A 15,253-nucleotide genomic window follows, 5' to 3' on the forward strand; every position below is an offset into this window, starting at 1 on the left:
TCGGGTTACTCGGGTTACTCGGGTTACTCGCGTTATCCCGTCTATTTACACACCGCCCGCACTCCCGGCGCATGTGTGGCGCTGCATGACGGTGGTCACCCCCATCAGCGGGTGACGCCTCCCAGCATTTTCAGCAGGTTAGCGGTCACCTGCGCACTTTCGGCGCGAGTGGCGGTGCCTTCCGGCTCGAATCCGCCGGCCGTGCGCCCGTTCACGAGCCCCAGGCTCGAGGCGGCGTCGACGGCTTCCCGCACCCATGCGGGAGAAGCCTCCACATCGGCGAAACGGACGGGTTCGCCGACGGCTGCCTTCTTCCCGGCCGCAGCCTCATACGCTCGCACGATCATCGCCGCCATTTCCTGGCGCTTGATGACCGCTTCCGGCGCAAATCCAGAGGCGTTGACGCCATTGACGAGTCCGGCCTTGGAAGCAGCGGCAACGGCGCCCGCGTACCAATCCTGTCCGGACACGTCGGAGAAGGACGGCACTCCCTCCGCCTTCAGATTCAGCAGACGGACGAGCATGGCGGTGAACTCCGCCCGCGTCACTTTCCGCTCGGGAGCAAATGTGTTCTCGGTCATCCCGTCAATCAGGTGCCGGGCCGTTAGCTCCCCGATGACTCCGGCGGCCCAGTGATCTGCGGGCACATCGGCATAAGCTTTGCCGTATTCCAGCGCGGCATACGTGCCGAGATGATTCACATCGGCTGTGAGCTTGCTCAGGTGCCAAGTGCCCCCGGCATATTCGAGGGCGCCGCTTCCGGCGATTTGATACATGCCGGCAAGCTTCGCATCCACGCCCGAACCGACCGGAAGCTCAATCGTGACCGGCTTCGCAAACCTCGTCAGCTCGCTCGTTTTGCCGTCCTTCGTCGTGACGGTCAGACGCAGCTCCAGCAGGTCGCTTCCAGCCGCAAGCCGCGCCCCGGAAGCGGCCGATGCGCTGCCGAGCAGCCTGCGGGCGTCCTCGCCGGCGATCCGTGCTGCGCTCAGCTTCAGCATGCTGCCTTCCCGCTCGGCGGCCGGCACCAGCTCGCCCAGCTCGCTCAGCACGGCTGCGGGAAGCGTCACCGCCACGTTGCCCGCTTGGATGCGGACGGCGGTGCCGTCCAAGAGCGCGCCGGCATTCCCCGGCAGCGCCAGCTCTTCAAACGGCGCGGACGTCACGAACGTGACCGCGCCTGCGGCTTTCATCGCCGCCAGCTCTGCGGCGGTGGCCGCAAGCTTGCCGGCGGAGCCGGGCTCCGGCTTCACAGGCGGCTCTACCGGTGGTACCGGCGGTACGGGCGGAGTTCCGCCGCCGTTATCGCCGCCGGAGCCTCCTCCGCTGCCGCCGTCGCTGCCTCCGCTGCCGGAAGCCTTCACCGTCAGCTCGTACTGCGCGGTGAATCCGCCGTAGACGGCTGACAGGACGGTCGTTCCTTCCGTCAAGGCCTTCACCGCTCCGTGCGTGTCGATCTGCGCCACGGACGGACGGCTGCTGCTGTACGTCACGCCGTCCGTCAGGTCGAACCGGCTGTTATCCGTGTAAACCGCGCGGGTAACCGTCTGATCGGTTTCCCCGACTTTAAGCGAACCCTTGCCGGACAGCTCAATGGAAGCAAGCTGGCCCGACGGCAGACGGTCCACCGTCACGGTCGTCTCTCCGTACACATCCGGCGCCGTGCCGCTCGTCGCCCGGATCACCGCGCTGCCGAGACCCGCCGCTTTGACCGTACCATCGGCCGTCACGGTTACGGCATCCGCCGGAGTCGAGCTGTACACGGACCATGTCACGCTCCGGTCCGTCGCGTCAGCCGGTTTGACGGCGGCGGTCAGCTTCACGCTTTCCCCTACGGCCAGCTTAAGATTCTGCTGTTCAATTTCAACGGATACCGGAGGAACCTCTTTCTTATATAAGCTGAATTCGTCCACGACCCGGCCGCCGACCGTTTTCGTCACAAATTTCAACTCGTCGCCGGCAATGTCGATGGAAGCATACATTTGCGTCTGCTCCTCGTCGATCACCCGCTGCCAATCCCGTTTGGTGACCGGATAAAATTTCGGACCGCTGGAACCGGCAACCACATAGGTCGTTCCCTGTCCGTCCGCCGCGATCTGGTTATTTTTCATCGGGTACGTTCTCAAATAAATGTGATCATGCCCGTTCAGCACGAGATCCACCTTGTTCTCCTCAAGCACAGGAGCCCACAAACTCCGGAGTTCGGCGGTATCGTAGATACTTCCGTACGGACCCCGGTGGAAAATGGCGACCTTCCACTTCTTGTTCGTTTTGGCCAGATCCCGCTTCAGCCATTCTTTCTGCTCTTCATACTGATATTCGCTGTTCAGCACCACAAAGTGAACGTCCTTATAGTCATAGGAAAAGCTGCTGCCCTTCAAGCTGTCCAGTCCGGTTCCCGGCTGGTTGAAATGCGCCAGGAAGTCGCTGTTTTCTCTCGTTCCCATGACTTCATGGTTGCCGATCGTCCCCACGAGCGTCGTATTCAAAAACGCATCCTGGGCCGCACCGAACCACATGTTCCATTCTTTTTCGTTAAAGCCTTTGTCGACCATATCCCCGGCATGAACCATAAATTCCGCGTCCGGGTTGTCGGCGACCGCTTTTTTCACCGTATTGCCCCACAAATTAAAGCCTGCCTGATCGCCTGCCTGGGAATCCGCGAAATACAGGAATTTCGTACGATCGCCGGCAAGTTCCGCCGTCTTAAACGTTCCCTGCTTGCTCGTGTGGCCTTTGCCGTCTCCTACGCGGTACACGTAAGAAGTTCCCGGCTCCAGACCGTCCGCGACCGCTTTATGAATGCGGATCGTGCCGATATCCAGCGTGCTGTACAGGCTGCTGTCTCCCGTAATCCGTTTCACGCTGCCGCCTTGAAAATCTGTAAATTCCGACTGCTTGACGAGTTCGACCACAGTCGGTTCGGTTCCGGGATTCGTATGCCAGATAAACGCCCGGGACGAGGCCGGGTCGGAGCCCATGTTCACGCCAATGTTATAAGGCGTCTCGTTTCCTCCGAGAGGAGATACCGCGAACACGGAAACCGCGCTATAAGCGTTCCCTTTCGCCGCCTGCAGCTTATAGCTTTTGACGGCAGCCGTCAGCGCCTGCGTACGGAGCTTGCCCTGAGCGTCCGTCGTTCCGATGGAGGAACCGTCCGCGAGCACCCCGGCTCCTTCGACAGCGGCTCCACGCTCGTCTTTCACGACAAGCTCGGTCTCGTACCCCTGCACGTGGCCGTAATCGTTCCATTCCAGCTTCAACTGATTCTTGATCTCCGAAGAGAGAGGCAGACCGAAGAAGGAGAAGCTCGTATCCCCGGTATTCGCAAACGAAACGGAGCCGGACTTAAAGGCGATGAGATTCGTGCCGGCCGCATCCTTGCGGATATCGTACTGAATTTGGCCGATGATATCCTGATCCGTCAGGGAGGCCGTCTGCAGCTCTTTCATTTTCAGGCTTACAAGACCCGCTGCGCCGTCAATGTCCGCTGTCAGCTGCATATCGCTGAGCTTCGGACCGCGGACAAGCCGGATGTTTTCGACTTTACCGGGATCGAAAGCGAAGTCGATGCGGCCGTTTTTGATGCTTGCAGCTTTGATTCCTTTAACATCGAGGGAATACGTGCCGCCCGCATACACCTCTTTGGGCGTGTCGTACACTATTTTGGCCGAGCCCGTATCCACGTTGAACGTCCATTCCTTGGTCGTCTGGTTGCCCGACAAGTCACGGATCGAAACCTTCGCCTGATGAATTCCGTCCGCCAAAGGCGTACCCGGCGTGTAGTAAATCCGGCCTTCCGGCGGATACAGCGTATGCTGGACCAAGGTTCCGTCGAGATAGAACCGGATTTTGTCCGGGTCGATCAAGGTCGTGCCGGGATGCTTGGCGGGGTCGTAGCCGTAGTCCTCCCCGTACACTTTGATCGTCGGCAGATTGCTTTTAATCGTTTCGCCGTCGGCCGGCGAGAAATTTTTCAGCACGGGCGGGTCCATATCGTCCTGCGCAGGCCCGTAAAGCGCCCGGATCTGGTCGACGTAGATCGCTCCGGCGTCTTTCTTGGCCGAGGAGGTCTCCATATAGCGGACCGGCATATCCATCGTCAGCGGGAGGGTTCTTCCTTTGGGCACGACGGCCTCCAGGTACTTCCATCCTTTGAAATCGACCCCTACCGTCTGGTCGACAAAATCGAGCGCCACGGCACCTTTGCCGTCGCGCATTTGCGCGCGAAGCCAGTGCTTGTTCCCGTCCCCGTATACCCACATGCTGATTTTCTCGGGGTACCCCGGAATCTGGATGGGCTGGGCGCCGCTTTTTACTTGCAGATAAGCCCCCGAGGTTCCCGGCATCCCGGTAAAATCGTAGGCCAGCTTCAGTGAGTTTTTACCGAAACGCACGAATTCTTCATCCGTTTCGATGCTCACGTTGGTGCTCTTGAACTGGGCGCCCGCACTCGGATTGTAGCGGTCCAGCCCGTTCTCGAAGTCTTCCAGAATAACCGGAGGAACACCGACATGGACATCCAGAGAAGTTTCTACGTTCTTGTATGTGGCATAAATCTTTCCGGTTTTCTCGGTTTCGGCCGTGGCGGTGAACACCCCGGCGGCGTCAATCGAGCCGATCGGCCCCTCGGTGCGCCACTGAATCCGGCTGTTGTCCGCTTGAACGACCTGCCCGTCGCGCAAAGCCGTTATTTTCAACGTCTCCGAGCTGCCGGACGTGAAGGTTTTGACGGCATCGGCAAATTTGAGTTCGGTCAAATCTTCCACGACTTCCACCCTCCCGGTTCCCGTCAACCCGCCCGAGGCGGCCGTGATGACGGTTTCTCCCGCCTTGGAGCCGGCAGTAAACGTACCGTCCGTGGCAAACGTCCCGACCGCCGGATCGACGCTCCACTGCGGAGTCCCGCTAAAAGACGCGGGATGCAGATTGGCGTCCACGGCAGCCGCTTTGAACTCAGCGGACGAGCCGGTCAGCACACGCTCCGTTTGCGGCTGGACAACCAGCTTGTCCGCAGCGCCTTCCGGCGCTTTGTTGACGAGCAGCAGACCGTTCGCGGTTTTACGTTCCCCGCCGTCAGACGGCGTGTTCAGGATTTTCCGCGTCTTCTCGCCGGGCATTCTCGCCACGAAGGTGGAAGAGCCGCCCCCGTCAAGGTTCAGCGCATTGACGGCGCCGAGGTCTTTCATCAGGAGGCCCAGCTCCGTCAAGTCCACGCCTTCACTGAAGCCCGGCTGACGGCCGTCGATTTCCAGCAGGATGACGGAACCGTCCGCTTTCGTCCCGACGGCCGTCCTGGGATGCGCCGCCGGATCGCCGTTCGGCTGGGCGGCCCCGTCCTTGACGAGCAGCCCCGAGCCGCCGATGGCCACCCGGACATCTTTCCATTCGCCTTCCAGCGTAAAGCTGGCGGTGACGTCATCCCCGGGCTTCAGAGGGGCCAGCGTATCCCGGAACTTGCCCGAGGCGGACAGAACCACCTGATTTGGGGCTAGCGGAGTATTTCCCTTGTTTTTATGTACTTCGGATACTTTCATCGCGAGCGTCTGGCCGCTCTGCACGGCTCCGCCCGTCACATCGAGCACCACCTCGTCCCCAAGGTCGTTGGTCATCGTGGAAGTGTGAAACTCGGGTGTGTAAAGAACAAGCGACTCCGTTCCGCGCAGCCGGTTGATTTCCGTAAGGGGACTGCTCTGCCCGCCGAACGCAAGGGTCCGGGTCAGCTTCGGGCTCCGCCCGTAAAGACTCGTCCCGTCGGCTTTTATGCCGAAGGCGTACCAGTCCGCCGGAGGACTCGCAAGAATTTCGCCCTCTCCCATAAACAGCCCCGACGGAATTCCCGTGGACATATCGTAAAAATCTCCGTTAACCGCCGCAATGACCCGGTTGCCCGTCCGGTCCGCATCCGCAGCCATTTGGCTGACGCCCTGCATCCCGTAAACCTTGCCTCCGGTTTTGCCCGCCTGCAGCTCCAAAGCCGCGTTTTTAGGATCGAACTCTACAAAATGGAGCTTTTCCGGTCCCCGGTCCAGCTTCATGTTCATCCATTGGTACGTGGCGCCGGGCCCTATTTCCACCACCCGTTTGTCCACGATTTGCCCTGCCGACGCTGTCGTGCCGGGCACTGCCGCTAATCCCTGTCCTGCCGGCAGCAGGATGGAACAGAGCATCATTCCGCTGAGAAAAGATGCCAGTCTCCGTCTGTTTTTCGCCATTATCGTCACATACCTCCCAAGCTGGTTCAAAGTTTGTCGTCATTTCCGCATTCCGGCTGTTGAGCAGTGGGCCGTGCCAGGAAAGTATACGGTTCTCTTGTAAACTCCACCCCCTATCTTTATAAAGATTTTATGAACCGGGAGCACTTTCATTCATGATTTAGAAATACCCCCACCTTTTCTATTATCAGGGAAAGAAAGCGCTTTTTGAAGTATTATTTTATTATTTAATTTAAAAATGGCAAAAAATTTTGTTAGTTTTCCCTTTTTGAAAATAGAAAAAAGACACCGGAACCGTCCCGAGAGACCAAGTTCCGATGTCTTTTGTGCTGCTGCCGCCTTCGGCTCCGCTATCTTACATTGATTGTTTCGATGCCTTCCGGCGTTTTTTTAATAAGCACAACTTCGCCGAAAATTTGAACGCCTTCCACGACGTAAGACATAATGCTCGTCGATGGCTTCTGGTGGCAAACCACCACAATATGCTGCTCCCCCGAGCTCGTCCAAGTCAGGCGGCAGGCTTCTGCGGCGGAGTCGGGCACTTTGGCTCCGTTGTAGGTGAAGACGTCCGCCTGCTCTACGACCGGAACCTCCGTCTCTCCGGGACGGACCGGGTAAAGCACCTGCATCATGGAAGCCGGACCCGTCGAGCCGCACGAGAAAGTTACGGCCGGAGCGGGCGTCATCTCGTTATACCGGTAGGACACGTAGGCGTCCTCCGTCCGGACGTGCAGCGGGCCGCGCCCGGCTGCGCCGGTGTCCGCGGGTACCGCTCCCTCGCCGGGAGTGGGCACGGAGAGGGAGGCCGGGCTGGCCGTTACTCCCGCTTGATCGGCGCACTCGCCGCTCTGCTCGTACGCCGTCTTCCCTGCCGAAGCATCGGCGCTGTTTCCATCGGTCCCCGGCTCCGTTTCCGTCAGAAGAGGCGTCCGCGTAACCGGCAGCACGTGCAGCCCCGCCGTTCCGTCCTCCGTCGTAAAGCAGACTCCCCGCTCTTCGATACGCACCTGGCCGGGCGCGAAGTGGAACCGCTGCTCGAAACGGTGCGCGTCCCCGCAGCGGAAGCTGTCGGCCAGCAGCCAGTAGTCCGGCTTGACGAAGATCAGGCGGCGCTTGGGAATGACGGGATCGGCCAGATGAAGATAGCCGTCGTGGCTGCCTTCCGCATAGTCGGCCGCAGGTCCCGATGTCCACCGGGTTCCCAGCGGAGCGGCAATACGGCCGTAGTCCCATGTGCCCAGGTACTCCGTAAATTCTTTGCCGTCCACAAGAGTCGTGTTGTGGGCGGCTCCCAGCTTGAAATACCGGCGGAACTCGTCCCCGCCGTAATACGTGTAGCGGCCGGGGTCCATCAGCAAATCCCGGCCGTATGCGCAGAGATCCACATGCAGCATATCCGCATGGCCGTGACCGCCGCCCATCGGCCCGCAGTTCATGCTGGCGAACCGGGCGTCCGGCTCCCAGTCCGAGCGCATGACATACTGCCCGGCTTCCTCGAACGCGAGGGAGGCCGTTTCCGGCCGTACCGGCGTCAAGCGCTCATAAGCTTCCGCCTTATGCAGGCCGTAGAGCCACAGATTCGCCAGATCCACGCGGGCGTGGCCGGCGTATTTCAGCTCCGCGTCCCCGAACTGGATCGCGCCCGCGGTCAGAGCGTCGCGCATATCGTTGTCGTCGCTGTCGCCTTTCATCAGCTGCCTGCCGCTCGGCTTCACGGAATACAAATTCGCCTTTGCCATGCGCCTCACGGCCGATATCCACTCGGGATACAATCCAATGCCGTTATTTTCGGCGAGGTGCAGCACGTGCATATATTGGAAGAAAACTTCGTTATGGTAAAGCGGAGACTGCTCCCAGTGCATGCCGTCCCGGCCGATCTGGAGGGCGGCCGTCTGCCGCAGCCGGTCGGCGCTTACTTCCAGCCAGAACGCCGCATTCCGGAACTCGGGCATGAATACGCCGAGCGCGAAGAGGCCCGCGTTTTCAAGCACGCCCCAGTTGCTGAGGCGTCTCCAAGGATCGAAGGCTCCGGCAATGTACTCGCCGTGCTCATGCAGCGATTTCAGCATCCGGCCGACCAGCTCGGCCGTGAACCCGGGATAATCGCGGAAGCACTCGTACGCCCGGATCCAGTTTATGCAGCGGAGCCCCGCCTCGATCGTCCGCCACGCCAAAGTAGCGGATGCTTCCGCCGGACCGGCGGGCACGGGATTACGGCGCAGCCAGTCGTCCAGCTGCATGCAGAACGCTTCCGCGTACTTGCCGTCGCCCGTGACCAGGTACGCCTGTCCCAGATCGACCCAGTACGCATGCCGGTTCAGCATGTAAGCCCACTCCACATCGCCTGCAGGCACATGCTGCCAGTCGATGTCCTCCGCGAAGGTGACCGGAACGCAGGTCGGTTCCATGTCCCATTCCCCGCGGAAGAGGAACGTCTTCGCGGCAACGCGTTCGGCCGAGGCCAACACTTCCCGCATGTCTTCCCCGTAATGATTACGGACATGACTCACAAGACGCTCCCGTTCTTCCTCACGGATAAACAGCACCGGAGAGGTGCGTGTTTCGTAATGCCTTTTCAGCGTATCATAAGCTTCGTTCCGTCTCTCTCCGCCCGGCTTCAAGAGCGCGGCAGCAGCAGCGGCAGCAGTGGCAAGATCCGGCTGTCCGGCATTCAACCCTTCCCCGATCCGGCCGCTCTTCATCCTAAGGTCCGCTCCTTGCGGTCATACCAATAGCCCGGAATATCCCGCTCTACGCGCATCAAGGCTTCCAGATAGTAGTAGTCGCCCCACACCATATAGTCATCGAGGCCGAGATTTCCACGTACATGATAGGACCCGTGATTAAGCAGCCCTTCCGCTTCGGGTTCGCCGGCCGTCGAATAGTTTTTCACGAGAGAAGCAAGCGAACGTTCCAGCAGATCCGCGAACTCGGCCCGGTCCGGGTCATCCGGCTCCAGGAGTCCGATCAGTTCATGCAATCCCGCGGCAACGATGGCCGAAGCCGAGCTGTCCCGCGGCGTCTCCGGCGTTACTTCCGCATAGAAATCCCAATACGCCACGGAATCCTCCGGCAGTTGGGAAGCGAAGTAGCGTGCCATCCGCTTGGACGTTTCCAGATACGCCGCATTGCCGGTATACCGGTACGACAGGGCAAAACCGTACACGCCCCAAGCCTGGCCGCGGCTCCATGTGGAACCGTTCGTAAAGCCCTGATGAGTCGCGCCCCCGATCGGCTCACCCGTGACAGGCTCGAAAAAGAACGTATGGTAAGAGCTGTCGTCCCCGCGCACGAGGAACCGTCTGCTTTTATCCGCCTGAATAACGGCGGTTTTGCGGTATTTTTCATCCCCTGTATGCTCGTAAGCCCAATAAAGCAGCGGCAGGTTAAGCAGGCAATCGATAATGATGCGGCCGCCTTCCGTTTCGTCACCCATGGGTCCCCAAGCTTGAATAAACTGCCCCTTGTCGTTCCAGCGTTCGAGCAGCTTGTCAGCCGCCTCCAGCGTCAAGTTTTTGGCGTCCTCGTCTCCGAGTACGATCCACTCCGCCTTGGAGGAAAGCGAGTATAGAAATCCGATATCGTGATGGGCGAGCACCTTGTTCTCTTCCATCCGTTTTTTCATGCCTCTCACGGTGCTGCGCGCCGCTTCCAGAAACACTTCGTCCTTTGTATATTCGTAACAGAGCCAGAGCATGCCCGGCCAGAATCCGCATGTCCATTCGTCGTTATCCCGGAGTTCGTACCTGCCGCCGTCGCTCACGTGCGGGAACTTGTCGCCGAACTTCTCGATATTCCGGCGCGTTTTGAGCACCGCATCTTCAATTGCCGCCTTCCACATGGCCATTCCCCTTTCCTGTCTGAAAACATGTCCTTTAACAAGCTGAGTGTGATGCGTCCATTGTAACGGGAGCCGCTCCTCCGACACAGGTGTGATTTTGGCAGGGATGTGCACTATTTTGACCTGGGGTTCCGCAGACGAAGCCACCGCGCACGGAAATTCGAGGCTATGCCCCCAGCCCCGTCAAAGCGCCGCCGCCTGTTCCGCAGCATGTCCGCGCGTCTCTCGCAAGCCGACGGCCGGCCCTTTTTTACCTAAAAAAAGAGCACCGGGTTATCTCTCCCGATACTCTCGCGGCGTGCGGCCGGTGTACTTTTTAAACACTTTGGAAAAATAAGTCCGGTCCGAATAACCGAGCTTGGCGGCGATCAGCTCCACCGGGTCTTCCGACATCTGAAGCGCTTTGCAGGCGATTTTCACCTTGTACCGGTGCGCGTAATCGGTGAAGCTTTCCCCCGTCAGGCGTTTGAAGTACCGGGAGAAATAGCTCGGATTCATGAACAGGTGCTCCGCCACGTCGATCGAGCTCACATTCTCTCCCAGGTGCCGGTAGATGTAATCGTCGATCACCTGCAGCTTCGGTTCTTTCACGGCCGGCGCGGCTCCCGTATCGGTTCCGATCATAAGCCGCTGAATCATCCAGCCGAAGACGGCGAGCGCATCATCAACGTGCATAGCCGTCTGCAGATACGGAATCCATTCGTCTTCCTCCGCGTCCGCGCCTGGCCGGGCCTGCTGAATAAACAGCTGGCGGACTTTTCGGACGCACAGCCGGTTCAGCTCCTCGGGATCGGCCAGCTTGCCGCACGCCGTGCGGCGGATGCGCTCGATCGCCTCCTCCAGCAGCGCATGGTCCCGATGGGCCGCGGCCGCCCCGATGTCTTCCAGCTCCTGCCCGAACAGCCCTTCCGCGGGCAAATAGTACACCTCCGACCCGTCGTCGAACTTCGGCGCGGCATACCCCGAGTCCGCGTAATAGAAGCGGTACCGGTTCTTCGCCATGCTCCGGAAGGTCGGGCCGGCCGAAGACAGCTCCAGCCTCGCCGGGCTGGACCAAAACCGCAGGCCCACATGCAGAAACCGGTCGCACTTGTCCCGCAGATCGGCCGTGTAATCGTGCAGATACTGCTTTTCGTTAAACGTCAGCCCGGGCCGGTAATTGAGCAGAATGACGAGAAAATCGCCCGTGTTGAAAACCGTGACGCCTTCGTACGTCTGGGCCACCTCGCACGCGATGTTGTAAACGCCGTAGCGCAGAAGCGGCATGTCCCGGCTCGCGTATTTTTCGGGAAGCCCGGCGAGAGACAAGTGCCCGAGCAGCAGCGCATAAGCCGGATGCTTCCATTCCACTCCGAGACGCTCGGCGTATCCGAGCAGGCCGTCCGCCTCCGTTCCCTTGATCAGCCGCTGAAACAGAGATTCCTTCAGCAGATCCCGGTTGCGGTTCACGTCCTCCCGGTAAGACACCTGCTCCAGACTGACGACGGACTGCTGAATCCGTCCCACGGACTGCTTCAGGCTTCGGAGAAGCTGATCTTCCGTCAGCTCGTCCTTGATGAGATAATCGTCGGCGTTAAGCAGCAGCGCTTGTTTGGCATAATGAAAATCTTCGTGGCAGGTCAGAAAAATAATCCGGACTCCCGGCTTGATGCTCGAGAACTGGGCGGCAAGCTCCAGCCCGTTCATCTGGGGCAGGCCGATATCGGTCACGACAATGTCGGGCAGCAGCTCCTTGAACATCTGCAGCGCCCGCACGCTGGAGTAAGTTTCTCCGGCTACGTGAAGACCGCACGCCTCCCAGTCAATCAGCTTGTGCAAATATTTCAGCATCGGCACATCGTCGTCGATCAGCATGACGTTATACATGGCTCTCCCCCTCCAAAGGTTGAATCGGGAATGACAGCCGCACTGTCACGCCCCCGTTTTCGCTGCGCTCCATTCCCATCTCCGCCGACATGCCGTAGGTCAGCCGCATACGCTGCAGCACGTTAAGCAGGCCGACACGGCGGTACGAGGACTGCTGGTCCGGGTCTTGGTTCAGCACGGCCTGCAGCTCACGGAGCTGCCCGTCCGTCATCCCTCTGCCGTTGTCGGAGATGCGGATCACGACCCGGTCTTCCGCGCGCTCTGCCGTGAGCTCAAGGAGACCGCCCTCCTCCTTGTCGACGAAACCGTGCACCACCGCGTTCTCGACGATCGGCTGGAGCAGCAGCATCGGCATCGGCTGCCTCTCAAGTTCGGCCGGAATCCGGACGGAAAGCTCCAGCGCGAGATCGTTTCTCATGTTCATGATCTCCAGGTAATGCTTCAAGAGCGCGCTCTCGCTGCGCAGCGTGGACGGCTCGTTCACTCGCATATAAGCGCGGAGCAGACTGCTCAGCGAATCGATCATCCGCCCGTGCAGCTTATCCTCCGACACGTACAGACTGCATTTGATCGAATTCAGCGTGTTGAGAAGAAAATGCGGCCGGATCTGGGCAAACAAGGCCTGAAGCTCCAGCACGCGCTTCTGCTCCTGCTCGGTTTCGATGCCGGCGATAAGCCCGTTGATCTCGTCGAGCATCGAGTTAAAGGAGCGGCCGAGATCGCTGATTTCGTCCCTGCCTTTGTCCGGGAAGCGGATGCTGCGGTTTCCCTCCCCGAACTGGTGGGCAATCCGCTGAAGCTTGCGGATCGGGCGATGGAGGCTGCGCGCCAGGAAGAAGGACAGCATCAGGAACATGATGATAAACACCGCTAGGGCCATGGCGCTGACAAAGAATGTTTTCGTAATTTGTCCCGTTGCCGTTTTCTCCGGAGTCTCGTACACCAGCTTCCAGTTGCCTTGGGCGATAATCGCCTCGCTGCGGATATTCCGGTCTCCCTGTTTCTGCGGAAGCTCCGGCTCCGTAAAAGCGATGGAGGCATTGCCCGCGATGCGCTGCCCGTTTTTCTCGAAAAGCGTAAACTGGCCGGAAGTCGACGACGAAAAGTACGGATCGAAATACGTGCTGGAAATGCCGATCATCAGCGTCCCGAGCAGGCCTCCGGTATCCGTGTCCCGGATGACCCGCGACAAGTAATAGTACGTGTCCTTGTCCGGACCCGATCCCGCGACCGTTCCGAGCCATTGGATACTGGTCGGGTTGTCCAGCACAATCCGCGGCTTGACCGTCCTCCAGTCGTTCTCCATCTGCGGCAGCGTCTGCCCGCTCCCCACATCCATATACGGCACGATAAAGCCCGTATCGTTAACCAGGAACAGCCGCACATACTTGTTCAGGGCGTTAATCGACACCTGATCGTAGCTGTTGCGGATTTTGGTGTACTTGTTGAAATCGTCAAAAGTATGAATACCGGTCATCCCTTGAATTTCGCGGAGATTGTCCCGGATCTCCTCGTTTTGCACGTAGAAATGCGAAGCGAAAGAGATGTCGTCCAGCAGCTTTTCGATATCCTTGGTCATGAGCTGCAAAATCGACTGATTCGCCGCTTCCATTTTATCCATGGTGGTCCGTTTGATCGTGATGTAGGCAAGCGAGGATACGGTCACGATCGGCAGCAGGATGAAGATCAGGAACGAGAATTGAATTTTGCGGTAAAACGAGCTCTGCAGCATGACGCTCCTCCTCTGTCCGGACCTTCGCAAGCGCTTTCGAACCGGTTGTTTTCTCACTATACCAAGAATGGCCGAAAACGAGCTACGGCAAAAACCCCCAGTTCAGGAGGCCTTTGCCGCAGAATCGTCCTTCAATTACTTTTTATTCTTCTCGATGACCTTATTCGCTTCGTCTACCATCCATTTCTGAACATCTTCCACTTTCTTGTTGTCCAGAATGAACATGCTGAATCCGTCGGTCAGGATCTTGTCCAGAGCAGCCGCGTAAGAGATGCTGTTCTTGGATGGCGGCAGGGCCTTAATGCCTGCACCGAATAGCGTGTACATCAGGGAATCCACATCGTACAGGTCCTTGTTCTGGCCGATCAGACGCTCCGCAAGCGGCTTGGCATCGCCTTTCTTCCAGCCCGGAAGCTCGGCGCGCGCGTCCGTCAGGTTCGTGGACATGAAGCGCATGAACTGGTAAGCTTCCTGTTTATGCTCGGAGCTTGCACCTACGGACATGTAGTTGCCCCCCATGAACATATCGGTCGAATCGCCTTTCTTTTGAACCGGTACCGGCGCGACGGCCGTTTTGAACGTATGCGGGAATTTTTGCGTATCCCCGATTTCGCTGATCATCCAGGAACCGGACAGCAGCATAGCCGCTTTCTGGTTAAAGAATTCCGCGCGGTAGTTCAGCTTCGCGCCGATTACGTCCGCGTAAGGCTTGGCCGTCTTGTCTTCCTTCTCCATCGCGCGGCGGAGATTGAAGAAATACGTGTAGGTCGGGCTGTCGAAGTTCGTTTTGCCTTCTTCCGTCAGGAACGGATGCTGCATGTAAATTTGCGCGTCTGGGTTAGCGTACATAGGCCAGTTGTGGAAGTAGGCGCCGTAGCGTTTTTCCGTGCCTTCGCCTTTGTTCAGCTTCTTGGCGTATTCGCGGAACTCGTCCCACGTCCAGCCCAGTTTCGGAACCGGCAGACCCGCTTCGTCCAGAGCGTCTTTATTCAGAAGCACGAAGTTGGTTGTGATGTTGTTTTGGATGCCGTAATATTTGCCTTCAAACTTCGGATTAACGAAGTATTCTTCTTCCGGTTTAACGTTGTCTTTCGCGTAAAACTCATCCAGCGGAGCCAGCACTTTGTTGGCTACACGCGTATCCAGCTCGCTGATGCTCGGGAACATGACGACATCGACTTTCTCACCGGATGTCAGTAGGACGTCGAGCTTTTTAAGAGACTCCAGCGAGTTCCCCGGTACCAGAGAAATATGCTGAACTTTGATGTTCGGATATTTTTCCTGGAATTGGTCGATATATTTCTTGGTCGATTGCGCCTGGGTTTCGTTATCCCAGTTGTAATACTTGATGGTGACCTGTTTGCCGGAGCTGTCTTTGCCTGCGGAACTCTCTTCGGACTTGCCGCAGCCGCTGAGAACCGTAATGGCCAACATGACGCAGATGAGTACCCATGCCGTCGCCTTTTTCATTGTGTTGTTCCCCCTCAACCTGTATGTGTTTTCCTTTACAATCGGTATTATAGCCCCCGTGCGGGGCAAACGTTGTGCAACAATTTGACTACTTTTGTGAACAATTTTGACTCTGTGCACGATTTTGCG

6 protein-coding genes are annotated in these 15,253 nt (G+C 58.6%); all 6 read right to left on the bottom strand.

Features of this window, described 5'->3' with window-relative positions:
* Positions 1–104: 104 nt before the first annotated feature.
* The 6 genes from PCH01S_RS12385 to PCH01S_RS12410 all read right to left on the bottom strand — a co-directional run bounded on the left by PCH01S_RS12385 (position 105) and on the right by PCH01S_RS12410 (position 15,124).
* Positions 105–6,215: a phosphodiester glycosidase family protein gene (locus tag PCH01S_RS12385; protein ID WP_042229695.1), complete on the bottom strand. Its 6,111-nt coding sequence runs from the start codon at positions 6,213–6,215 to the stop codon at positions 105–107.
* Between the two features lie 350 nt (positions 6,216–6,565).
* Entirely contained in the window at positions 6,566–8,917 is a 2,352-nt protein-coding gene (locus PCH01S_RS12390; RefSeq protein ID WP_042229696.1) for an alginate lyase family protein, read from the bottom strand.
* Positions 8,914–10,056, bottom strand: coding sequence for a glycoside hydrolase family 88 protein (locus tag PCH01S_RS12395; protein WP_174446811.1), 1,143 nt, complete (start codon positions 10,054–10,056; stop codon positions 8,914–8,916). Before PCH01S_RS12395 ends, PCH01S_RS12390 begins: the two co-directional genes overlap by 4 nt.
* Before the next feature lie 273 nt (positions 10,057–10,329).
* Positions 10,330–11,922 (bottom strand): response regulator transcription factor, encoded by a 1,593-nt coding sequence (locus PCH01S_RS12400; RefSeq protein ID WP_042229699.1) that lies wholly within the window; start codon positions 11,920–11,922, stop codon positions 10,330–10,332.
* Positions 11,915–13,654, bottom strand: coding sequence for a sensor histidine kinase (locus tag PCH01S_RS12405; protein ID WP_042229700.1), 1,740 nt, complete (start codon positions 13,652–13,654; stop codon positions 11,915–11,917). Before PCH01S_RS12405 ends, PCH01S_RS12400 begins: the two co-directional genes overlap by 8 nt.
* Positions 13,655–13,789: 135 nt before the next feature.
* Positions 13,790–15,124 carry an ABC transporter substrate-binding protein gene (locus PCH01S_RS12410; RefSeq protein ID WP_042229701.1) on the bottom strand — a complete coding sequence of 445 codons (1,335 nt, stop codon included), beginning with the start codon at positions 15,122–15,124 and terminating at the stop codon, positions 13,790–13,792.
* Positions 15,125–15,253: the final 129 nt, after the last annotated feature.

Source organism: Paenibacillus chitinolyticus NBRC 15660 (genome assembly GCF_000739915.1).
GTDB lineage: Bacteria > Bacillota > Bacilli > Paenibacillales > NBRC-103111 > Paenibacillus_F > Paenibacillus_F chitinolyticus.

What these genes read in the sequence shown, in the direction of transcription:
- PCH01S_RS12385 (WP_042229695.1), bottom strand. Translation starts at nt 6,215, where the DNA reads ATGGCGAAAAACAGACGGAGACTGGCATCTTTTCTCAGCGGAATGATG.
- PCH01S_RS12390 (WP_042229696.1), bottom strand. Translation starts at nt 8,917, where the DNA reads ATGAAGAGCGGCCGGATCGGGGAAGGGTTGAATGCCGGACAGCCGGAT.
- PCH01S_RS12410 (WP_042229701.1), bottom strand. Translation starts at nt 15,124, where the DNA reads ATGAAAAAGGCGACGGCATGGGTACTCATCTGCGTCATGTTGGCCATT.
- PCH01S_RS12400 (WP_042229699.1), bottom strand. Translation starts at nt 11,922, where the DNA reads ATGTATAACGTCATGCTGATCGACGACGATGTGCCGATGCTGAAATAT.
- PCH01S_RS12395 (WP_174446811.1), bottom strand. Translation starts at nt 10,056, where the DNA reads ATGTGGAAGGCGGCAATTGAAGATGCGGTGCTCAAAACGCGCCGGAAT.
- PCH01S_RS12405 (WP_042229700.1), bottom strand. Translation starts at nt 13,654, where the DNA reads ATGCTGCAGAGCTCGTTTTACCGCAAAATTCAATTCTCGTTCCTGATC.